This window comes from Sphaerotilus sulfidivorans, from assembly GCF_013426975.1.
Lineage (GTDB): Bacteria > Pseudomonadota > Gammaproteobacteria > Burkholderiales > Burkholderiaceae_C > Sphaerotilus > Sphaerotilus sulfidivorans.
Genome location: NZ_JACCPY010000010.1, coordinates 40507 through 61415, shown reverse-complemented (window position 1 = coordinate 61415; position 20909 = coordinate 40507). Strand labels below are relative to the sequence as shown.

Below are 20909 nucleotides of genomic sequence, written 5' to 3'. Positions count from 1 at the left end.
GCTGTGCCGATGCCCATCGCCTCCGCGCCGCCGCACACCGCCTCGCGCCTGCGGGCTCCCCGTCTGGCGCTGATCCTCCTGCTGGCCCTCGCCGGGCCGCTGCTGGCGGCGCCGTTCACGCCGGCGTCCGACGCGGAGGTGGTCGAGCGGCTGCCGGCCCGACCCGGTCTGGCCGAGCGCCGCGCCCGTGCCGAGCTGCAGCGCGATCCCTCGCGTCTGCCGCTGGCGCTGTCGGTGGCGCGCGAGGCGATCGACCGCGCCCGCCGCGAGGGCGATCCGCGCGAGTACGGCGCCGCACAGGCCGCGCTGTCGCCGTGGTGGGCGCAGCGCGAGGCACCTGCGCCGGTGCGGCTGCTGCGCGCCACGATCCTGCAGGCGCGGCATGAGTTCGCGCCTGCGCTGCTCGACCTGCATGCCTTGGTGGGCGACGCGTCGGTGCCGCTGGCGCTGCGGGCCCAGGCCGGGCTGACGCAGGTCGCGGTGCTGCAGGTGCAGGGGCGGCTGGCCGAGGCGGCGCGCGCCTGCCGCGCCCTGCAGGCGCCCGAGCTGGCGGCCGCCGGTGCGGGGCTGGCCCGGGCGGCCGAGGTCTGTGCGGTCGAGATCGACAGCCTGCGCGGCGACCTCGATCCGCGCCAGGCCGATCTTCGTCTGGACGCGCTGGCCCGTCAGGCGCCCGATGACCGCTGGCTGGCGCTGGTGCGCGCCGAGCTGGCGGTGCGGCTGGGCGATGACACCGAGGCCGAGCGGCTGCTGGCCCAGGCGGCCGGGCAGGGCGGTGATCCCTATGCGCAGGCGGCGCGGGCCGACTGGCTGCTCGACCGCGGCCGCGCTGCCGAGGCGCTGGCGGCGGTGTCGGTCGGCCCAGTCGAGGCCGACGCGCTGCAGCTGCGCCGCGCGATCGCGCTGCATCGCCTGGGCGATGCGCGGGCCGCTGCGGTGCTGTCGGGCATGACAGCGCGGCTGGATGCGGCACGCCGCCGTGGCGAGCCGCATCTGCGTGAAGAAGCGCGCCTGGCGCTGGATGTGGGCCGCGATCCGGCCCGCGCCTGGACGCTGGCCCAGGAGAACTGGGCGGGCCAGCGCGAGCCGGCCGATGCGGTGCTGCTGTGGCGCAGCGCGCTGCGTGCCGGCCAGACCGCGCAGGCGGTGCGGCTGCTGCAGGCCTGGACCCGCGATCCGGCGCGTGTCGACGTGAGACTGCGCGCCGCCCCGACCGACGCGGCTGCCGACGGTGTCCGGCGTCCGGGAGAACGCACATGAAGATCCGATCTGCCGCCATGCATCCGATGCTGTGGCCAGGGCATCTGCTGGCCGTGCTGGTGCTGCTGTTCGTCGCGCTGGCGCCGGCCCGGGCGCATCAGGCCAGCGATGCCTATCTGAACTGGCGCATCGACGGCGAGCGCATCGAGCAGCGCATCGACCTGTCGCTGCGTGACCTCGACCGCGAGCTGGTTCTGGATACCGATGACGACGGTGTGCTGCGCTGGGGCGAAATCCGCTCCCGCGAGGCCGACATCATCCGCCTGGTCGATGCGGCGCTGCAGCCGCGTGCCGACGGCGCCGACTGCCGCCTGAGCGCACGCGCACCGATGCAGGTCGAGCGCCATGCCGATGGCCAGCACCTGGTGCTGCGCAGCAGCTGGGCCTGTGCGGCCCCGGTCCAGGTGGCGCAGCTCGACTACCGGCTGTTCGCCCGCACCGATCCGAGCCACCGCGGCCTGCTGAACATCGCTGTGGCGGAGACGGCCGGGCAGCCGGCGTCAGACGGGCAGGCTGCCGTGCTGATTGCCGGCGAGGGCGAGCGGTCCTGGATGCTGGCGCAGGCGGGCGGCGGCTTTCTCGACTTCGTCCGCGAGGGCATGCACCACATCGCCATCGGCCTGGATCACATCCTGTTCCTGGTCACGCTGCTGCTGGTGGCGGTCTGGCGCCGCGAGGGCGATGGCTGGACGCCGCGCGAGACCGCATCGGCGGCCTGGCGCGAGGCCCTGGTGCTGGTCAGCACCTTCACGCTGGCGCATTCGCTGACGCTCGGGCTGGTCACCGTCGGGGTGCTGCCGCCGCCCACGCGCTGGGTGGAGGCGCTGATCGCCGTCAGTGTGCTGCTGGCGGCGCTCGACAACCTGCGGCCGCTGCTGCCCGGGCCGCGCTGGCCGCTGGTCGGCCTGTTCGGGCTGATCCACGGCGTGGGCTTCGCCGGACCGCTGCAGGACCTCGGCCTGCGCGAGGACCAGCTGCTGCTGCAGCTGCTGGGCTTCAATCTCGGTGTGGAGCTGGGCCAGCTCGCGCTGGTGGCGCTGCTGCTGCCGCTGGCGATCGCGCTGCGCCATGCGCCGGCCTATCGGCGGCTGGCGGTGCAGGGCGGCTCGGGCGCGATCGCGCTGCTGGCGCTGGTCTGGACCGCCGAGCGCGGCCTGGACCTGTCGCTGCTGCCGCAGCTCTGAGCGGCGGCGCGGGGCTCAGCCCTCGACCGGCAGGAAACCCTCGATCGACAGATAGCGCTCGCCGGTGTCGTAGTTGAAGCCGAGCACGCGGCTGCCGGCCGGCAGCTCGGCCAGCTTCTGGGCGATGGCCGCCAGCGTGGCGCCGCTGGAGATGCCCACCAGCAGACCTTCCTCGCGGGCGCTGCGGCGGGCCATCTCGCGTGCGGCCTCGGCCTCGACCTGGATCACGCCGTCGAGCAGATCGGTGTGCAGGTTCTTCGGCACGAAGCCGGCGCCGATGCCCTGGATCGGGTGCGGCGCGGGCGCGCCGCCGCTGATGACCGGCGAGGCCGCCGGCTCGACCGCAAACACCTTCAGGTTCGGCCAGGCTGCCTTGAGCACCTGCGCGCAGCCCGACAGGTGGCCGCCGGTGCCCACGCCGGTGATCAGCACGTCCAGACCCTCGGGAAAGTCGGCCAGGATCTCCTGCGCCGTGGTGCGTACATGCACCGCGACATTGGCCGGATTCTCGAACTGCTGCGGCATCCAGGCGCCGGGCGTGGCGGCGACCAGCTCCTGCGCCTTCTCGATCGCGCCCTTCATGCCCTTCTCGCGCGGCGTCAGCACGAACTTCGCGCCATAGGCCAGCATCAGGCGGCGGCGCTCGATGCTCATGCTCTCGGGCATCACCAGCACCAGCGGATAGCCCTTGACCGCGGCCACCATCGCCAGGCCGACGCCGGTGTTGCCCGAGGTCGGCTCGACGATGGTGCCGCCGGGCTGCAGCGCGCCGCTGGCCTCGGCGTCCTCGATCATCGCCAGCGCGATGCGGTCCTTGATCGAGCCGCCGGGATTGCCGCGCTCGGACTTGATCCAGACCTCATGGCCCGCGCCGAACAGGCGGTTGACGCGGATGTGCGGCGTGCGGCCGATCGTGGCGAGAACGTTGTCAGCTTTCATCGGAGTTCCTTGCCCTGGTACGAGCGCGTGACAGATGGGATGGGGGGTGGAAAATGTGCATTCTGGCCCATCGACAGCATCACCGTCGGCCAAGCCTCCCCCTGTCCGATCCGACCTGTCCCGGTTCCCGCTCATGGCCCGACTGCCTCGCCTCTCCATCGCCGGTCTTGCTCACCATGTCATCCAGCGCGGCCACAACCGCCAGCCGATCTTTCTCGACGACGAGGACCGCCTGGCCTACCTGGCCGCGCTGCGCGAGTCGGCCGCGCTGCACCGGGTCGCGGTGCATGCCTATGTGCTGATGAACGACCATCTGCACCTGCTGGTGACGCCGCCGACCGCCGAGGCGCTGAGCAAGATGCTGCAGGCGATCGGCCGGCGCTATGTCGCGGCCTTCAACCGCCGCCATGGCCGCATCGGCACGCTGTGGGACGGGCGCTTCCGTGCCACCGTCATCGAGAACGGGCCGCACCTGCTGACCTGCATGCGCTACATCGAGCAGAACCCCCAGCGCCTGATTCCGCCCACGCCGGCGGGCGACTACGCCTGGTCCAGCGCGATGCACCATCTCGGGCGCCGGCGCGACACGCTGGTGAGCACGCATCTGTGCCACTGGCAGCTCGGCAACACGCCCTTCGAGCGTGAACTGGCCTGGCAGCGCCTGCTCGACGAGCCGCTGACGCCCGAGGAGGTGCAGCAGCACACCGACAGCGCCACCAAGGGTTGGGCGCTGGGTTCTGGCGCGTTTCTTGCAAAACTGGGCGCCTCCTGCGAGCGTCCGATGGCGCCGCGTCCCCGGGGGCGTCCGGCACGGTCGTCCAAGGCGGATCCAGTCTGTCCCTAATTCTTCTTGTGGATTGATCGGATCTGGATTCAAGGAGTCTGACCCCTTTTTGTTTTGCTTGAGGGGTCTGCTGCACTGCGGTAGATTCGCACGGTTTTCCCTATTGTCATTCCTAGGAGTGCGCCATGAGCCAGGCCGCCTCGGGACCCGCGTCCCGCCAAGAGATCCAGACCTTCGCTGCCGGCGGTCTGTATGACCCGACCCAGGAACACGATGCCTGCGGCGTCGGCTTCGTCGCGCACATCAAGGGCCAGAAGGCGCATTCCATCGTCGAGCAGGGTCTGAAGATCCTCGAGAACCTCGACCACCGCGGCGCGGTCGGCGCAGACGCGCTGATGGGCGACGGCGCGGGCATCCTGATCCAGATCCCGGACGAGTTCTTCCGCGCCGAGATGGCCAAGCAGGGCGTCGATCTGCCTCCGCCGGGCGAGTACGGCGTCGGCATGATCTTCCTGCCGAAGGAGCACGCCTCCCGTCTGGCCTGCGAGCAGGAGCTCGAGCGCGCCGTCAAGGCCGAGGGCCAGGTGCTGCTGGGCTGGCGCGACGTGCCGGTGGACGCCGACATGCCGATGTCGCCCACCGTGCGCAAGACCGAGCCGGTGATCCGCCAGATCTTCATCGGCCGTGGCGCCGACGTGATCGTGCCGGACGCGCTCGAGCGCAAGCTGTATGTCATCCGCAAGACCGCGTCTGCCGCGATCCAGCGCCTGAAGCTCACGCACAGCCGCGAGTACTACGTGCCCAGCATGTCGTGCCGCACCATCATCTACAAGGGCCTGCTGCTGGCCGACCAGGTCGGCAAGTACTACCTCGACCTGCAGGATCCGGCCTGCGTGTCGGCGCTGGCCCTGGTGCACCAGCGCTTCTCGACCAACACCTTCCCCGAGTGGCCGCTGGCCCACCCGTACCGGATGGTCGCGCACAACGGCGAGATCAACACCGTCAAGGGCAACTTCAACTGGATGCGCGCCCGCGAAGGCGTCATGAAGTCGCCGGTGCTGGGCGACGACCTGAAGAAGCTCTATCCGATCAGCTTCGAGGGCCAGTCGGACACCGCGACCTTCGACAACGCGCTCGAGCTGCTGTCGATGTCGGGCTACCCGCTTGCGCATGCCGCGATGATGATGATCCCGGAAGCCTGGGAGCAGCACGCGACGATGGACGAGCGCCGCCGCGCCTTCTACGAGTACCACGCCGCGATGATCGAGCCGTGGGACGGCCCGGCCGCGATGGTCTTCACCGACGGCAAGCAGATCGGCGCGACGCTGGACCGCAACGGCCTGCGCCCGGCCCGCTACATCGTCACCGACGATGACCTGGTGGTGATGGCCTCGGAGTCGGGTACGCTGCCGATCGCCGAGAACCGCATCGTCAAGAAGTGGCGCCTGCAGCCGGGCAAGATGTTCCTGATCGACTTCGAGCAGGGCCGCATCATCGACGACGAGGAGCTGAAGAACCAGTTCGCGTCGGCCAAGCCCTATCGCCAGTGGATCGAGAACGTGCGCATCCGCCTGGACGCGGTGCCGGCCGATGCCGCGCCGATCGCCAGCGAGGTCAGCCTGCTCGACCGCCAGCAGGCCTTCGGCTACACCCAGGAAGACATCAAGTTCCTGATGGCGCCGATGGCCGCCAACGGCGAGGAAGGCATCGGCTCGATGGGCAACGACAGCCCGCTGGCGGTGCTGTCGGACAAGAACAAGCCGCTGTACAACTACTTCAAGCAGCTGTTCGCCCAGGTCACGAACCCGCCGATCGACCCGATCCGCGAAGCGATCGTGATGTCGCTCAACAGCTTCATCGGCCCGAAGCCGAACCTGCTCGACATCAACGCGGTCAACCCGCCGATGCGCCTGGAGGTCTCGCAGCCGATCCTGGACTTCCAGGACATGGCGCGCCTGCGCAACATCGAGCGCCACACCGGCGGCAAGTTCAAGCCCTATGAGCTGAACATCACCTATCCGCTGTCCTGGGGCAAGGCCGGCGTCGAGGCCAAGCTGGCGTCGCTGTGCGCTGAAGCCGTCGATGCGATCAAGTCGGGCCACAACATCCTGATCATCACCGACCGCTGGATGGACAGCGAGCTGGTGGCGATTCCGGCGCTGCTGGCGCTCTCCGCGGTGCACCACCACCTGGTGCGCGAGGGCCTGCGCACGACCGCCGGCCTGGTGGTCGAGACCGCGTCGGCGCGCGAAGTGCATCACTTCGCGGTGCTGGCCGGCTACGGCGCCGAGGCGGTGCACCCGTATCTGGCGATGGAAACCCTCGTCGAGATGCACAAGGAGCTGCCGGGCAACCTGTCCGCCGACAAGGCCATCTACAACTACGTCAAGGCGATCGGCAAGGGTCTGTCGAAGATCATGTCGAAGATGGGCGTGTCGACCTACATGTCCTACTGCGGCGCGCAGCTGTTCGAGGCCATCGGTCTGCAGAAGGACTTCGTGCAGAAGTACTTCCGCGGCACCCCGACCCAGGTCGAGGGCATCGGCGTGTTCGAGGTCGCCGAGGAAGCCATCCGCAACCACATCGCCGCCTTCGGCGACGATCCGGTGCTGGCGACCATGCTCGACGCCGGCGGCGAGTACGCCTGGCGTGCCCGCGGCGAGGAGCACATGTGGACGCCGGACGCGATCGCGAAGCTGCAGCACAGCACGCGCTCGGGCAAGTTCGACACCTACAAGGAATACGCCCAGATCATCAACGACCAGAGCAAGCGTCACCTGACGCTGCGTGGCCTGTTCGAGTTCAAGCTGGACCCGACCAAGGCCATTCCGGTCGAGGAGGTCGAGCCGGCGGCCGAGATCGTCAAGCGCTTCGCCACCGGCGCGATGTCGCTGGGCTCGATCAGCACCGAAGCCCACTCGACGCTGGCGCTGGCGATGAACCGCATCGGCGGCAAGTCCAACACCGGCGAAGGCGGCGAGGACCAGGCACGCTACCGCAACGAGCTCAAGGGCATTCCCATCAACGCTGGCACCAAGGTGTCGGACGTGATCGGTGCCAAGCAGATCGAGGCCGACTACGAGATGAAGGCCGGCGACAGCCTGCGCTCGAAGATCAAGCAGGTCGCGTCGGGCCGCTTCGGCGTCACGACCGAGTACCTGGTCTCGGCCGACCAGATCCAGATCAAGATGGCCCAGGGCGCCAAGCCGGGCGAGGGCGGTCAGCTGCCGGGCGGCAAGGTCTCCGAGTACATCGGCAAGCTGCGTCACTCGGTGCCGGGCGTGGGCCTGATCTCGCCGCCGCCGCACCATGACATTTACTCGATCGAGGATCTGGCGCAGCTGATCCACGACCTGAAGAACGTCAACCCGAAGTCGGACATCTCGGTCAAGCTGGTGTCGGAAGTGGGCGTGGGCACCATCGCTGCCGGCGTGACCAAGTGCAAGGCCGATCACATCGTGATCGCCGGCCATGACGGCGGCACCGGTGCCTCGCCCTGGTCGTCGATCAAGCACTGCGGCACGCCGTGGGAGCTGGGCCTGGCCGAGACGCAGCAGACCCTGGTGCTGAACCGCCTGCGCGGCCGTGTGCGCGTGCAGGCCGACGGCCAGATGAAGACCGGCCGCGACGTGGTCATCGGCGCGCTGCTGGGCGCCGACGAGTTCGGCTTCGCGACCGCGCCGCTGGTGGTCGAGGGCTGCATCATGATGCGCAAGTGCCACCTGAACACCTGCCCGGTGGGCGTGGCCACGCAGGATCCGGTGCTGCGCAAGAAGTTCTCGGGCAAGCCCGAGCATGTCGTCAACTACTTCTTCTTCGTCGCCGAGGAAGCCCGCCAGATCATGGCGCAGCTGGGCATCCGCAAGTTCGACGATCTGGTCGGCCGCGCCGACCTGCTCGACACGAAGAAGGCGATCTCGCACTGGAAGGCCAAGGGCCTGGACTTCTCGAAGGTCTTCTTCCAGCCGCCGGTGCCGGCCGACGTGCCGCGCCGCCATGTGGACCACCAGGACCACGGCCTGGAGAAGGCGCTCGACCACAAGCTGATCGCCAAGGCCAAGGCCGCGATCGACAAGGGCGAGAAGACCCAGTTCATGGAAGACGTGCGCAACGTCAACCGCTCGGTGGGCGCGATGCTCTCGGGCGAGCTGATCAAGCACCATCCGGACGGTCTGCCCGACGAGACGGTGTTCGTGCAGATGGAGGGCACCGGCGGCCAGAGCTTCGGCGCCTTCCTGGCCAGCGGCATCACCTTCTACCTGATCGGCGAAGGCAACGACTACACCGGCAAGGGCCTGTCGGGCGGCCGCATCGTGGTGCGTCCGTCGATCGAGTTCCGTGGCGATGCCGCGAAGAACATCATCGTCGGCAACACCGCGCTGTTCGGCGCCACCAGCGGCGAGGCCTTCTTCCGCGGCGTGGCCGGCGAGCGCTTCGCGGTGCGTCTGTCGGGCGCCACCACGGTGGTCGAGGGCACCGGCGACCACGGCTGCGAGTACATGACCGGCGGCACCGCCGTGGTGCTGGGCAAGACCGGCCGCAACTTCGCGGCCGGCATGTCGGGCGGCGTGGCCTATGTCTATGACGAGGACGGCCTGTTCTCGACCCGCTGCAACACCGCCCAGGTCGCGCTGGACAAGGTGCTGCCTGCCGCCGAGCAGGAGAAGACGGTCGACTTCGCCGTCTGGCACAAGGGCCAGACCGACGAGGCGCTGCTGAAGAAGCTGATCGAGGACCACCACCGCTGGACCGGCTCGCTGCGGGCCCGCGACATCCTCGACAACTGGAGCGAGGCTCGCGCGAAGTTCGTCAAGGTCTTCCCGACCGAGTACAAGCGCGCGCTGGCCGAGATCAATGCCGCCAAGGCTGCCGACGCCACCATCGCGCGCGCCAAGGGCGACGTGAAGGGCGACGGCAAGGCCCAGACGGTCCCGGCCAAGTAATCACCTCTTCTTCGAGATTGAACGCATCATGGGTAAGGTCACTGGTTTCCTCGAGTACGAGCGCATCGAAGAAGGTTACGAGCCGGTCGAGAAGCGCCTGAAGAGCTACAAGGAATTCGTCATCGGTCTGACGCCCGAGCAGGCGAAGGTCCAGGGCGCGCGCTGCATGGACTGCGGCACGCCGTTCTGCAACAACGGCTGCCCGGTCAACAACATCATTCCGGACTTCAACGACCTGGTCTATCACCAGGACTGGCAGAACGCGATCACGGTGCTGCACAGCACCAATAACTTCCCCGAGTTCACCGGCCGCATCTGCCCGGCGCCGTGCGAGGCCGCCTGCGTGGCCAACATCAACGGCGACGCGATCGGCATCAAGTCGATCGAGCACGCGATCATCGACCGGGCATGGGCCGAAGGCTGGGTCACGCCGCAGCCGGCCAAGGTCAAGACCGGCAAGAAGGTCGCCATCGTCGGCGCCGGCCCGGCCGGTCTGGCCGCGGCCCAGCAGCTGGCGCGCGTCGGCCATGAGGTGACCGTGTTCGAGAAGAACGACAAGGTCGGCGGCCTGCTGCGCTACGGCATTCCCGACTTCAAGCTCGACAAGGGCCACATCGACCGCCGCGTCAAGCAGCTCGAGGCCGAAGGCATCAAGTTCCGCACCAACGTCGTCGTCGGCGAGTGGCCCAAGGGCTCCAAGGTCACCAACTGGGCCAAGGAAACCGTCAGCGCCGAGAGCCTGAAGGCCGAGTTCGACGCGGTGCTGCTGACCGGCGGCTCCGAGCAGTCGCGCGACCTGCCGATCCCGGGCCGCGAGCTGTCGGGCATCCATTTCGCGATGGAGCTGCTGCCGCAGCAGAACAAGGTCAACCACGGCGGCAAGGTGAAGGATGCGATCCGTGCCGACGGCAAGCATGTCATCGTCATCGGCGGCGGCGACACCGGCAGCGACTGCGTGGGCACCTCCAACCGCCACGGCGCCGCCAGCGTCACCCAGTTCGAGGTGATGCCGCAGCCGCCCGAGCAGGAGAACAAGCCGCTGGTCTGGCCCTACTGGCCGCTGAAGCTGCGCACCTCCTCGAGCCACGAGGAAGGCTGCGTGCGCGAGTTCGCCATCTCCACCAAGGAATTCGTCGGCAAGGATGGCAAGGTCACCGGCCTGAAGACCGTGCATGTCGAGTTCAAGGACGGCAAGCTGGTCGAGATCCCCGGCACCGAGAAGGAATACAAGGCCGATCTGGTGCTGCTGGCGATGGGCTTCGTCAATCCGGTCGCCTCGGTGCTGGATTCCTTCGGCGTGGCCAAGGATGCACGCGGCAACATCAAGGCCACGACCGAGATCGACGGCGGCTACAGGACCAGCGTCGACAAGGTCTTCGCCGCCGGCGACATGCGCCGCGGTCAGTCGCTGGTGGTCTGGGCGATCCGCGAAGGCCGCCAGGCCGCCCGCGCGGTCGACGAGTTCCTGATGGGCTCGACCACGCTGCCGCGCTGATCACGCATCGCTCGATGCCGCCGGGGCCGTGCGCCCCGGATGTGCTGCTGCAGGCCGCCTCCGGGCGGCCTGTGTCATTGCGGGCGCTTGGGGCGCGCCTCGTAGACAAACAGCCAGAAGCCGCTGCGCGCGACCCATTCGGCCGCCAGCAGCTCGACCGCCATCTGCTCGCCCAGCGCCTCCAGCGGTGCCGGGTCGGAAATGTTGGCGTAGGAGAAGAAAGCGCGGCCCTGGGGGGCCAGATGCGCAGGCAGCTGCTCGAAGAAGCGCCAGGCCAGCTGGCCGGCGGTGTCGTCGAGCGCCGGATGGCGCCGGCCGCCATGGTCGGCGTGCATCAGCGGCAGGTTGAACAGCACGCTGTCGAAGCGCTGCGGTGCCGGACCGGCCACCGGCGCGAACAGGTCGCCCTGGCGCACCTGGGCCCGCGCGGCCAGGCCTGCGCGCTCCAGATTGGCCTGGGCGGCGTGCACCGCCGCGTCGGTCACGTCGAGCATCAGCACCTCGTCGGCCAGGCCCTGGTACAGCAGCGTCAGCCCGAGCACGCCGGTGCCGCAGCCCAGCTCCAGCAGCCGGCCCAGACGCGGGCGCTCGCGCAGCAGCGTGCGCAGGATGAACTGGCTGCTCGAGGCCGCATGCGGGCGATACAGCCCCGGCGGCGTGTCGATCTCGAGGCCGTGCACCGGGCTGCGCCCGCCGTCCTCGGCCAGCGCGACCACATGGCGTTCATGTTCGTCGACCGAGAAGGGCGACAGCATGGTGGCCATCGTGGCGGGCAGACGACCGCGGCGCAGCTCGTCGAAGGGCGTGGGCAGAAGGGGCGGCGTCATGGGCGACATCATGGTCGACATGATGACGCAGGCCGGCGACTGTTCTTCAAACTCGCATCGGAGCTTTCCCCTATCATCGGGACATCGCCTTCAGGCGTGAACCTTTTCCGTCTTTTCCTCCTTGTCCTTCTTGCCGCCTTTGGCCGCCTTGCCTGCATCCTCTCCTTCTTCCCTGTCCACGCCTGCGCCGCTGGTCGAGCTGCGCGGGGTGACCTGCGGCTATGGCGACCGCGTCATCCTGCGCGATGTCGATCTGGTGGTGCCGCGCGGCGCGGTCGTCGCGCTGATGGGCACCTCCGGGGGCGGCAAGACCACGGTGCTGCGCCTGATCGGCCGCCAGATCGAGGCCTCGGTCGGTCAGGTGCTGTTCGACGGCACCGAGATCGGCTCGCTCGACCGCGCCGGCCTGATGGCGATGCGCCGGCGCATGGGCATGCTGTTCCAGTTCGGCGCGCTGTTCACCGACCTGTCGGTGTTCGACAACGTCGCCTTCCCCTTGCGCGAACACACCGACCTGCCCGATCCGATGATCCGCGACCTGGTGCTGATGAAGCTCGACGCGGTGGGCCTGCGCGGCGCGCGCGACCTGATGCCCAGCCAGATCTCCGGCGGCATGAGCCGTCGGGTCGCGCTGGCGCGCGCGATCGCGCTCGATCCGGAGCTGATCATGTATGACGAGCCCTTCGCCGGCCTCGATCCGATCTCGATGGGCGTGGCCGCGCGGCTGATCCGCCAGCTCAACGACGCGCTGGGCGTGACCAGCATCGTCGTCTCGCACGATGTCGACGAGACCTTCTCGATCGCCGACCATGTCGTCTTCATCGCCAACGGCGGCATCGCCGCGCAGGGCTCGCCCGAGGCGCTGCGCCGCAGCGACGATCCGCTGGTGAGGCAGTTCGTCAGCGCGGCGCCGGACGGCCCGGTGCGCTTCCACTACGCCGCCGCGCCGATCGCCGAGGACTTCGGCCTGGGGGCAGGTCGGTGAGCGGCCCGCTCGAGCTGCTTGCGCGCCTGGGCGCAGCGGTGCGCGGCAGCCTGGCCGACATCGGCGACGCCGCGCGGCTGCTGCTGCGCCTGCTGGCGCTGGTGCCGGCGGCGCTGGCGCGCCTGCGGCTGGTGTCGGACCAGATCCATTTCCTGGGCAACCACTCGCTGGCGATCATCGGCGTGTCGGGCCTGTTCGTCGGCTTCGTGCTAGGGCTGCAGGGCTACTACACGCTGCAGCGCTACGGCTCGAGCGAGGCGCTGGGCCTGCTGGTGGCGCTGTCGCTGGTGCGCGAGCTCGGGCCGGTGGTGACCGCGCTGCTGTTCGCCGGCCGCGCCGGCACCGCGCTCACCGCCGAGATCGGTCTGATGAAGTCGGGCGAGCAGCTCGCGGCGATGGAGATGATGGCGGTCGATCCGGTGCGCCGGGTGCTGGCGCCGCGCTTCGTCGGCGGACTGATCGCGATGCCTCTGCTGGCGGCGGTGTTCAGCGCGGTGGGCATCCTCGGCGGCTGGGTGGTGGGCGTGCTGCTGATCGGCGTCGACGCCGGCGCCTTCTGGTCGCAGATGCAGGGCGGCGTCGATGTGTTCAAGGATGTCGGCAACGGGGTGATCAAGAGCATCGTCTTCGGTCTGACCGTCACCTTCGTCGCGCTGCGCCAGGGCTACGCCTGCCGTCCGACGCCCGAGGGCGTGGCCCGCGCGACCACCCGCACCGTGGTGATGGCCTCGCTGGCGGTGCTCGGTCTGGACTTTGTCCTGACCGCATTGATGTTCTCGATCTGAGTCCACGATCCGAAGATCGAAGGAAAAGAATCCATGCAGAAATCCCGCAACGATGTCTGGGTCGGCCTGTTCGTCGTGATCGGCGCGGCGGCCCTGCTGTTCCTGGCCCTGAAGGCCGGCAACCTGCTGTCGCTGTCCTTCGACCCGACCTATCGCATCAGCGCACGCTTCGACAACATCGGCGGCCTGAAGGCCGGTGCGGCCGTCAAGAGTGCCGGCGTGGTGGTCGGCCGCGTCACCTCGATCGGCTTCGACGACAAGATGTACCAGGCCCGCGTCGAGATCGAGATGCAGCAGCGCTACGCCTTCCCGAAGGACAGCTCGCTGAAGATCCTGACGGCCGGCCTGCTCGGCGAGCAGTACCTCGGCATCGAGCCGGGCGCCTCCGAGCAGAACCTGGTGGCTGGCGCCACGATCACGCAGACCCAGTCGGCGATCGTGCTGGAGACGCTGATCAGCCAGTTCCTCTACAGCAAGGCCGCCGACGCCAGCGACGCGCCGGCCGCGAAGCCATGAGGCGCGCCGCACTCTGCGCGCTGACGGCCGCAGCGCTGCTGGCCGGCTGCGCCACCGCCCAGCGCCCCGATCCGCTCGAGCCGCTCAACCGCAAGGTCTTCGCCTTCAACGAGGCGGTCGACACGGCGGTGCTCAAGCCGACTGCCGAGGCCTACCGCGCGGTGCTGCCCACGCCGGCGCAGATCGCGGTGAGCAATTTCTTCGGCAACCTGAAGGACGCCTGGTCGGCGGTCAACCTGCTGCTGCAGGGCCGTGTCGCCGACAGCCTGAGCGATGTGATGCGGGTGGGCACCAACACCGTCTTCGGCTTCATGGGCGTGATGGACATCGCCACCGAGCTCGGCTTCGAGCGCCACGGCGAGGACTTCGGCCAGACCCTGGGCCGCTGGGGCGTGCCGCCCGGCGCCTACATCGTCTGGCCGCTGCTGGGCCCCTCGACGGTGCGCGACTCGGTCGGCCTGCCGGTCGACATGCTGGCCACGCCCGAGTCGCTGGTGAATGTGTCGGTGACACGCAACTCGATGACCGCGCTGCGGCTGGTCAGCACCCGCGCCGGCCTGCTGTCGACCACCGGTCTGCTCGACGACATCGCGCTCGACAAGTACGCCTTCGTGCGCACTGCCTACCTGCAGCGCCGCCGCAGCCTGGTCTACGACGGCAATCCGCCGGAGGAGGACGACGAGGACGACCTGCCGCCCGTCGCCGCGCCTGCCCCCGAGACTCCCGCAGCCCCGGCTTCTGCCGCGGCCGCCGAGCCGCCGGCGTCCCGGGCTTCAGGAAACTGACAGATTGCGCGGGAACCGCGCTGCCGCTGCACCGCTCTGACCTGAGGCCGCCTGCTGTCCACCGGATGTCATGCGGTCCGTTGAAGATGCCATGCCCCCGGTCGAGGGGCATGAAAGAAAGGAAATCCATGCTGACGAAATCCCGCTGGTCTACGCTGATCGCCACGGCGGCACTGGTGCTGGCCACCTCGGTCGCCCAGGCGCAGAGCCCGGCGCCGACCGCACCTGACGCCTGGATCAAGCAGATGTCCGGCGAGGTCATCGAGACCGTCAAGGCCGACAAGGCCATCCAGGGCGGCGACACGAAGAAGGTCATGGCCCTGGTCGATGCCAAGATCCTGCCCAATGTCGACTTCCAGCGCATGACCTCGGCCGCGGTGGGGCGCCACTGGCGCCAGGCCACGCCGGAGCAGCAGAAGCGCCTGCAGGAGGAGTTCAAGACCCTGCTGGTGCGCACCTATGCCGGCGCGCTGTCGCAGATCAAGGACCAGACCGTCGAGCTCAAGCCGCTGCGCGCCAGGCCCGAGGACACCGAAGTGACGGTGCGCACCGAGGTCAAGGGCAAGGGCGATCCGATCCAGCTCGACTACCGCCTGGCCAAGCAGGGCGAGGTCTGGAAGATCCACGATGTCAACGTGCTGGGCGTCTGGCTGGTCGAGACCTACCGTGCCAGCTTCGCGCAGGAAATCTCGGCCTCCGGCATCGACGGGCTGATCGCCAAGCTGGCGGAGAAGAACAAGGCCGCCGCCGCGGCCAAGAGCTGAGGATCCGGGCCATGAGCGCTGCCACCGCGCGACTCGAACTGCCGGCCCGTCTGACGCTGGCGGAGGCCCGCGCCGCCGCGGTCGATCTGGGCTCGCGCATCGCTGCCGCACCGGCCGACGATCTGCTGGTGCTGGATGCCGGCGCGCTCGGCCAGTTCGACTCCAGCGCGCTGGCGGTGCTGCTGGAGCTGCAGCGCCGGGCTGCAGCCGCAGGTCGGCCGCTGCGCATCGAGCGCGTGCCGGTCCGGCTGGCCGAACTGGCCGGCCTCTACGGGGTCGCCGGGCTGCTGGGCATGGCCGCCTCGCCGGCCTGAAGCCGCCCGGAAGGGCTCAGGGCGCCGTGTAGCGCTTTGCGCGCAGGTTGCGCTTGATGTCCTGGAGCATCGGACGCAGGTCCGGCCCCAGGCGCAGCGCCACGCCGGTGGTCAGGATGTCGATCACCGTCAGGTGAAGCAGGCGGCTGACCATCGGGCTGTAGCGGTCGTAGTCCTCGGGATGGTCGACGCTCAGCAGCACATGCGCCTGATGCGCCAGCGGCGTGCCGCTGGCGGTGATGACGATGGTGGTCGCGCCCCGGCGGCGCGCGATCTCCAGCGCGTCGAGCAGGTCGCGGCTGCGGCCCGAGTTCGAGATGATGACCACGCAGTCGCCCGGCTCGAGCATGGTCGCGGCCATGACCTGCACATGCGCGTCGTTGTAGGCGACCGCGTTCACGCCGAGGCGGAAGAACTTGTGCTCGGCGTCGTGCGCGACGATGCCGGAGTTGCCCACGCCGTAGAACTCGATGCGGCGCTTGTCGCGCGCGGCCTGCGTCAGCGCGTCGATCGCGCGCTCGAAGGCGTGTGCCGCGGCGTCGTTGCGGTACTTCAGCAGCGCGCTGACCGCGTTGTCGATGACCTTGACGACCAGATCGGCCGGCTTGTCGTCCTCGTCGACCGAGCGGTGCACGAAGGGCACGCCCTCGTTGACCGTGCCGGCCAGCTTGAGCTTGAAGTCGGCCAGGCCGTCGTAGCCGACGCTGCGGCAGAAGCGCACCACCGTCGGCTTGCTGACATGGGCACGCTCGGCCAGCTCGGCCACCGGCAGGCTGGCGAAGCTGCGCGCGTCGGCCAGCACCAGCTTGCCCACGCGCTGCTCGGCCGGCGACAGCGCCGGCAGCGAGGCGCGGATGCGGTCGAGCATCGGCGGCAGCACGTTCACGCCGCTGCCGAGCGGTGACGAAGATGACGTCGGATGGTTCAACTCACTGTTCCTCGCTCCAGGCGAAGCCGTCGCGGGCGACCAGCGCGCTGGCCGCGGCGGGGCCCCAGCTGCCGGCAGCATAACCGCGCGGCCCCTCGCCGCCGCTGACACGCTCGCGCTCCCAGGCGTCGAGGATCGGCTCGACCCAGCGCCAGGCCTGCTCCTGCTCGTCGCTGCGCACGAACAGGTTCAGCCGGCCGGCGATCGCGTCGAGCAGCAGGCGCTCGTAGGCGCCGACGCGCTCTGTCGGGAAGGCCTTGTCGAAGTCCAGGTCCAGCGAGACCGGTGCCAGCGACTCCGAGGTGCCGCTGCCCTTGGCCGCGAGCAGGTGCAGTTCCAGGCCGTCCTCCGGCTGCAGCTTGATCACCAGCTTGTTGGCGCGCTGCGCGCCGGGGAAGATCGGGTGCGGCACCGGGCGGAAGTTCACGACGATCTGCGCATCGCGCGCGGCCAGCCGCTTGCCGGTGCGCAGGTAGAAGGGCACGCCGGCCCAGCGCCAGTTCTGCACCTCGGTGCGCAGCGCGACGAAGGTCTCGCAGTGGCTGCCCGCCGGCACCTTCACTTCCTGCTGGTAGCCCGGCACCGCCTGGCCGCCGACGCTGCCGGCGCGGTACTGGCCGCGCACCACGTCGCGCGCGACCGACTCCGGCGTGAAGGGCTTGAGCGACTTCAGCACCTTGAGCTTCTCGTCGCGGATCGCGTCGGCGTCGCTGGTCGAGGGCGGCTCCATCGCGATCATTGTCAGGAGCTGCAGCGCATGGTTCTGGATCATGTCGCGCAGCGCGCCGGTGCGGTCGTAGAAGTCGCCGCGCGTGCCCACGCCGATCGATTCCGACAGCGTGATCTGGATGTTGGCGATGCTCTCGCGGCGCCACAGCGGCTCGAACAGCGCATTGCCGAAGCGCAGCGCCATCAGGTTCTGCACGCTCGGCTTGCCGAGGTAGTGGTCGATGCGGAAGGCCTGCTCCTCGCGGAAGACCGAGCGCACCACGCGGTTGATCTCCTGCGCGCTGGCCAGGTCATGGCCCAGAGGCTTCTCCAGCACGACGCGGATGTGCGGCGCGTTCAGGCCGGCGGCGCCGAGCTGCTCGCAGATCGCCGGGAACAGGTGCGGGCTGGTGGCCAGATACAGCACCACGGTGTCGGCGCCGCGTGCGTCCAGCCAGTCCTTCAGGCCGGCGTAGTCCTCCGGCTTGGACAGGTCCATGCGGCGGTAGTGCAGCAGCTCGGCGAAGCGGGCGAACTCCTCGTCGCTCGGGCGCTTGGAGCTGTCGACCTCGTGGAAGCGCTCCTTGATGAAGGCGCGGTATTCCTCGTCGGTGCGCTGGTCGCGCGCCACCGCCAGGATGCGGCCGCCGGCGGGCAGCTTGCCGTGGCGGAAGGCCTGGAACAGCGCGGGCATCAGCTTGCGCCAGGTCAGGTCGCCGGTGCCACCGAAGAAGACGAGATCGAAGGACATGGACATGCCTCGGGAAGTTGGGGCCGCGGTGCGTCGTCGAGGGCCGGGCCGGAAGGGAAAAGGGACCGAGAAAGGACCGGATGTAACCCGGTTTCATGAATCATGATGCATCAGTTTCTTCGGGCGGTCAATCCGGCCCGGGCTGCGGGCCGCTGCCGTGCGGATCGTGCAGCGCAGCACGATCCGGTAACCGGCTTGTTCCCGGCGGTGGCCGATGCGGCTGCCGACTCGGGTTCTAATGTCGGCCTGCAGTGTCGCCACGATGCGGCGCTTCTCACACCATCTCGTGTCCTTCAGCACGCCCACGCCATGAATCAGCTCGATCAGCTCAAGCAGTTCACCACCGTCGTCGCCGACACCGGCAACTTCAAGCAGCTCGCCCAGTTCGCGCCGCAGGATGCGACGACCAATCCGTCGCTGATCCTGAAGGCGGTGCAGCAGCCCGAGTACGCGCCGCTGCTGGCCGAGACGGTGGCGGCGCACCGCGGCCGCGCGCTCGACGAGATCGTCGACGAGGTGCTGGTGCGCTTCGGGCTGGAGATCCTGAAGGTGGTGCCGGGCCGCGTCTCGACCGAGGTCGACGCGCGCCTGAGCTTCGACACCGCCGCGACCGTCGCGCGTGCGCACCGCCTGATCGCGCTGTACGAGGCCGCGGGCATCCCGCGCGAGCGGGTGCTGATCAAGATCGCCTCCACCTGGGAAGGCATCGAGGCGGCGCGCCAGCTCGAGAAGGAAGGCATCCGCTGCAACCTGACGCTGCTGTTCGCCTTCTGCCAGGCGGTGGCCTGCGGCGACGCCGGCATCCAGCTGATCAGCCCCTTCGTCGGCCGCATCTACGACTGGTACAAGAAGTCCGCCGGCGCCCAGTGGGACGAGGCCGCGATGGCCGGCGCCAACGACCCCGGCGTGAAGTCGGTCAGCCAGATCTACACCTACTACAAGAAGTTCGGCATCGCCACCGAGGTGATGGGCGCGAGCTTCCGCAACATCGGCCAGATCAACGCGCTGTCGGGCTGCGACCTGCTGACCATCAGCCCGGACCTGCTGGCGCAGCTGCAGGGCGCCGACGCCCCGGTGGCGCGCTCGCTCGATGCCGCAGCCGCCAAGGACGCCGCGATCGACGAGGTGCATTTCGACGAGGCTGCCTTCCGCTGGGCCCTGAACGAGGACGCGATGGCCACCGAGAAGCTCGCCGAGGGCATCCGCGCCTTCGCGGTCGATGCGGGCAAGCTCGACCGCATGATCCTCGACCTGCAGGCCGCCTGAGCCGGGAGCACGCACGATGAGCACCGCACCGCGCTGCGACCGCACCGAGGCCTGGGCCCGCCTGGCCGACCACCATGCCGGCGCCGGCCGCGCCCTCGACCTGCGCCAGGCCTTCGCGGCCGACGCGGGCCGCGCCGGGGCCTTCTCGCTGCAGGCGCCGGAGGTCTTCGCCGACCTGTCGAAGAACCTGTGGGACGCCGACACCCGCACGCTGCTGCTGGCGCTGGCGCGCGAGTGCCGGATCGAGCAGCGCCGCGACGCGATGCTCGCCGGCGAGCCGATCAACCACACGGAAGGCCGTGCGGTGCTGCACACCGCGCTGCGCGCCCCGCGCGGTGCGGCGCCCTTCGGCGACGAGGTGCATGAGGTGCTCGACCGCATGCTCGCCTATGTCGAGCAGGTGCGCGACACCGCCGCGAGCGGCATACGCCATGTGGTCAACATCGGCATCGGCGGCTCCGATCTGGGGCCGCAGATGGTGGTGCCGGCGCTGGACGCCTACACCAGCCCGGCGCTGACGCTGCACTTTGTCTCCAACGTCGACGGCCACGACATCGCGCCGGTGCTGCGCCGACTCGACCCGCGCGAGACGCTGGTCATCGTCGCGTCCAAGACCTTCACGACGCAGGAGACGATGGCCAACGCGGCGGTGGCCCGCGCCTGGTTCCTGGCCGGCTACGGCGAGGGCGGCGAGGCGGCGATCGCCAAGCACTTCGCCGCGACCACCACCAACGTGGCGGCGGCGGCGAAGTTCGGCATCACGACCACCTTCGGCTTCTGGGACTGGGTCGGCGGGCGCTATTCGCTGTGGAGCGCCATCGGCCTGCCGATCGCGCTGGCGGTCGGCGCGGAGAACTTCCGCGCGCTGCTGGCCGGCGCGCATGCGATGGACCGCCACTTCGCCGAGGCGCCGCTGGAAGAGAACCTGCCGATCCAGCTCGGCCTGCTCGATGTCTGGTACCGCAACTTCCTGGGCTTCACCAGCCGCTCGGTCGCGCCCTATCACCAGGGCCTGCGCCGGCTGCCGGCCTATCTGCAGCAGCTGGAGATGGAGTCCAACGGCAAGAGCGTCGACCTCGACGGCGAGCTGCTGCCCTTCGGCACCTCGCCGGTGGTCTGGGGCGAGGCCGGCACCAACGGCCAGCACGCCTATTTCCAGATGCTGCACCAGGGCACCGACGTGATCCCGGTGGAGTTCGTCGCGGTGAAGACGCCGTGCTACCGCGCCGAGGGCATCGCCGAGCTGCCCGAGGGCGTGCGCGCCGGCCTGGCCGACCAGCACCACAAGCTGCTGGCCAACTGCCTGGCGCAGAGCCAGGCGCTGATGCTGGGCAAGTCGACCGACGAGGCGATGGGCGAATCCGCGCCGACCGCCTCGAAGGCGCTGGACGCGACTACGGTCGCGCGCCACCGCACCTTCCCCGGCAACCGGCCGAGCACGACGCTGGTGCTGGACCAGCTCACGCCGGCGGCGCTGGGCGCGCTGATCGCGCTCTACGAGCACCGCGTCTTCACCAGCGGCGCGCTGTGGCGCATCAACAGCTTCGACCAGTGGGGCGTGGAGCTGGGCAAGGCGCTGTGCAGCCAGCTGCTGCCGCGCTTCGCCACCGGCGACACGGCCGGGCTGGACGGCTCGACCGCAGCGCTGCTGGACCGGCTGCTGGGCTGATGCGCT

The 20909-nt window shown here is 69.5% G+C and carries 18 protein-coding genes; 13 read left to right on the top strand and 5 right to left on the bottom strand.

Annotated elements, in window-relative coordinates; translation table 11 throughout:
• Positions 1–9: 9 nt before the first annotated feature.
• Complete coding sequence (locus HZU84_RS08515) at positions 10–1260, top strand: hypothetical protein (RefSeq protein WP_149504396.1); 1251 nt, start codon at positions 10–12, stop codon at positions 1258–1260.
• Entirely contained in the window at positions 1257–2444 is a 1188-nt protein-coding gene (locus HZU84_RS08510) for a HupE/UreJ family protein (RefSeq protein ID WP_149504395.1), read from the top strand. Before HZU84_RS08515 ends, HZU84_RS08510 begins: the two co-directional genes overlap by 4 nt.
• A gap of 15 nt (positions 2445–2459) precedes the next feature.
• On the opposite strand, the gene cysK is transcribed toward HZU84_RS08510, so the two are convergent.
• Positions 2460–3383: a cysteine synthase A gene (gene cysK / locus HZU84_RS08505; protein WP_149504394.1), complete on the bottom strand. Its 924-nt coding sequence runs from the start codon at positions 3381–3383 to the stop codon at positions 2460–2462.
• A 133-nt stretch (positions 3384–3516) separates the two neighbouring features.
• Between cysK and HZU84_RS08500 the strand changes: the two genes are divergently transcribed.
• The 3 genes from HZU84_RS08500 to HZU84_RS08490 all read left to right on the top strand — a co-directional run bounded on the left by HZU84_RS08500 (position 3517) and on the right by HZU84_RS08490 (position 10605).
• Positions 3517–4227, top strand: a complete 711-nt coding sequence (locus tag HZU84_RS08500; RefSeq protein WP_149504393.1) for a transposase — start codon at positions 3517–3519, stop codon at positions 4225–4227.
• A gap of 125 nt (positions 4228–4352) precedes the next feature.
• Positions 4353–9110, top strand: coding sequence for a glutamate synthase-related protein (locus HZU84_RS08495; protein WP_149504392.1), 4758 nt, complete (start codon positions 4353–4355; stop codon positions 9108–9110).
• A gap of 28 nt (positions 9111–9138) precedes the next feature.
• Positions 9139–10605, top strand: coding sequence for a glutamate synthase subunit beta (locus tag HZU84_RS08490; protein ID WP_149504391.1), 1467 nt, complete (start codon positions 9139–9141; stop codon positions 10603–10605).
• A gap of 74 nt (positions 10606–10679) precedes the next feature.
• On the opposite strand, the gene HZU84_RS08485 is transcribed toward HZU84_RS08490, so the two are convergent.
• Positions 10680–11432, bottom strand: coding sequence for a methyltransferase (locus HZU84_RS08485; protein ID WP_180692853.1), 753 nt, complete (start codon positions 11430–11432; stop codon positions 10680–10682).
• A 172-nt stretch (positions 11433–11604) separates the two neighbouring features.
• Here HZU84_RS08485 and HZU84_RS08480 point away from each other — a divergent pair, with 172 nt between their 5' ends.
• The 6 genes from HZU84_RS08480 (at position 11605) to HZU84_RS08455 (ending at position 15581) form a co-directional block, all read left to right on the top strand.
• Entirely contained in the window at positions 11605–12417 is an 813-nt protein-coding gene (locus HZU84_RS08480) for an ABC transporter ATP-binding protein (protein ID WP_149505323.1), read from the top strand.
• Complete coding sequence (gene mlaE / locus HZU84_RS08475) at positions 12414–13202, top strand: lipid asymmetry maintenance ABC transporter permease subunit MlaE (protein ID WP_149504389.1); 789 nt, start codon at positions 12414–12416, stop codon at positions 13200–13202. Before HZU84_RS08480 ends, mlaE begins: the two co-directional genes overlap by 4 nt.
• Positions 13203–13235: 33 nt before the next feature.
• Complete coding sequence (gene mlaD / locus HZU84_RS08470) at positions 13236–13718, top strand: outer membrane lipid asymmetry maintenance protein MlaD (protein ID WP_149504388.1); 483 nt, start codon at positions 13236–13238, stop codon at positions 13716–13718.
• A complete protein-coding gene (locus HZU84_RS08465) occupies positions 13715–14503 on the top strand; it encodes an MlaA family lipoprotein (RefSeq protein WP_149504387.1) in 789 nt (262 codons plus the stop codon). The genes mlaD and HZU84_RS08465 overlap by 4 nt, the downstream gene beginning before the upstream one ends.
• 128 nt (positions 14504–14631) lie before the next feature.
• The gene (locus HZU84_RS08460; protein WP_149504386.1) at positions 14632–15267 is read left to right on the top strand and encodes an MlaC/ttg2D family ABC transporter substrate-binding protein; all 636 of its coding nucleotides are present in this window, start codon (positions 14632–14634) and stop codon (positions 15265–15267) included.
• An 11-nt stretch (positions 15268–15278) separates the two neighbouring features.
• Positions 15279–15581: an STAS domain-containing protein gene (locus tag HZU84_RS08455; protein WP_149504385.1), complete on the top strand. Its 303-nt coding sequence runs from the start codon at positions 15279–15281 to the stop codon at positions 15579–15581.
• Positions 15582–15597: 16 nt separating this feature from the next.
• Here the strand turns inward: HZU84_RS08455 and HZU84_RS08450 are convergent, their stop codons facing one another.
• The 3 genes from HZU84_RS08450 to HZU84_RS08440 all read right to left on the bottom strand — a co-directional run bounded on the left by HZU84_RS08450 (position 15598) and on the right by HZU84_RS08440 (position 18274).
• Positions 15598–16449 carry an SIS domain-containing protein gene (locus tag HZU84_RS08450; RefSeq protein ID WP_149505322.1) on the bottom strand — a complete coding sequence of 284 codons (852 nt, stop codon included), beginning with the start codon at positions 16447–16449 and terminating at the stop codon, positions 15598–15600.
• 61 nt (positions 16450–16510) lie between these two features.
• Entirely contained in the window at positions 16511–17968 is a 1458-nt protein-coding gene (zwf, locus tag HZU84_RS08445) for a glucose-6-phosphate dehydrogenase (RefSeq protein WP_149504384.1), read from the bottom strand.
• A 93-nt stretch (positions 17969–18061) separates the two neighbouring features.
• Complete coding sequence (locus HZU84_RS08440) at positions 18062–18274, bottom strand: hypothetical protein (protein ID WP_149504383.1); 213 nt, start codon at positions 18272–18274, stop codon at positions 18062–18064.
• A 3-nt stretch (positions 18275–18277) separates the two neighbouring features.
• Here HZU84_RS08440 and tal point away from each other — a divergent pair, with 3 nt between their 5' ends.
• Both tal and pgi read left to right on the top strand, forming a co-directional pair.
• Entirely contained in the window at positions 18278–19234 is a 957-nt protein-coding gene (gene tal, locus HZU84_RS08435; RefSeq protein ID WP_149504382.1) for a transaldolase, read from the top strand.
• Between the two features lie 16 nt (positions 19235–19250).
• Complete coding sequence (gene pgi / locus HZU84_RS08430; RefSeq protein ID WP_149504381.1) at positions 19251–20903, top strand: glucose-6-phosphate isomerase; 1653 nt, start codon at positions 19251–19253, stop codon at positions 20901–20903.
• Positions 20904–20909: the final 6 nt, after the last annotated feature.

Excerpts from the sequence above, each read along its gene's own strand:
- HZU84_RS08515 (WP_149504396.1), top strand. The coding sequence starts at position 10 with ATGCCCATCGCCTCCGCGCCGCCGCACACCGCCTCGCGCCTGCGGGCT.
- HZU84_RS08510 (WP_149504395.1), top strand. The coding sequence starts at position 1,257 with ATGAAGATCCGATCTGCCGCCATGCATCCGATGCTGTGGCCAGGGCAT.
- cysK (WP_149504394.1), bottom strand. The coding sequence starts at position 3,383 with ATGAAAGCTGACAACGTTCTCGCCACGATCGGCCGCACGCCGCACATC.
- HZU84_RS08500 (WP_149504393.1), top strand. The coding sequence starts at position 3,517 with ATGGCCCGACTGCCTCGCCTCTCCATCGCCGGTCTTGCTCACCATGTC.
- HZU84_RS08495 (WP_149504392.1), top strand. The coding sequence starts at position 4,353 with ATGAGCCAGGCCGCCTCGGGACCCGCGTCCCGCCAAGAGATCCAGACC.
- HZU84_RS08490 (WP_149504391.1), top strand. The coding sequence starts at position 9,139 with ATGGGTAAGGTCACTGGTTTCCTCGAGTACGAGCGCATCGAAGAAGGT.
- HZU84_RS08485 (WP_180692853.1), bottom strand. The coding sequence starts at position 11,432 with ATGACGCCGCCCCTTCTGCCCACGCCCTTCGACGAGCTGCGCCGCGGT.
- mlaD (WP_149504388.1), top strand. The coding sequence starts at position 13,236 with ATGCAGAAATCCCGCAACGATGTCTGGGTCGGCCTGTTCGTCGTGATC.
- HZU84_RS08465 (WP_149504387.1), top strand. The coding sequence starts at position 13,715 with ATGAGGCGCGCCGCACTCTGCGCGCTGACGGCCGCAGCGCTGCTGGCC.
- HZU84_RS08460 (WP_149504386.1), top strand. The coding sequence starts at position 14,632 with ATGCTGACGAAATCCCGCTGGTCTACGCTGATCGCCACGGCGGCACTG.
- HZU84_RS08455 (WP_149504385.1), top strand. The coding sequence starts at position 15,279 with ATGAGCGCTGCCACCGCGCGACTCGAACTGCCGGCCCGTCTGACGCTG.
- HZU84_RS08450 (WP_149505322.1), bottom strand. The coding sequence starts at position 16,449 with ATGCTCGACCGCATCCGCGCCTCGCTGCCGGCGCTGTCGCCGGCCGAG.
- zwf (WP_149504384.1), bottom strand. The coding sequence starts at position 17,968 with ATGTCCTTCGATCTCGTCTTCTTCGGTGGCACCGGCGACCTGACCTGG.
- tal (WP_149504382.1), top strand. The coding sequence starts at position 18,278 with ATGAATCAGCTCGATCAGCTCAAGCAGTTCACCACCGTCGTCGCCGAC.
- pgi (WP_149504381.1), top strand. The coding sequence starts at position 19,251 with ATGAGCACCGCACCGCGCTGCGACCGCACCGAGGCCTGGGCCCGCCTG.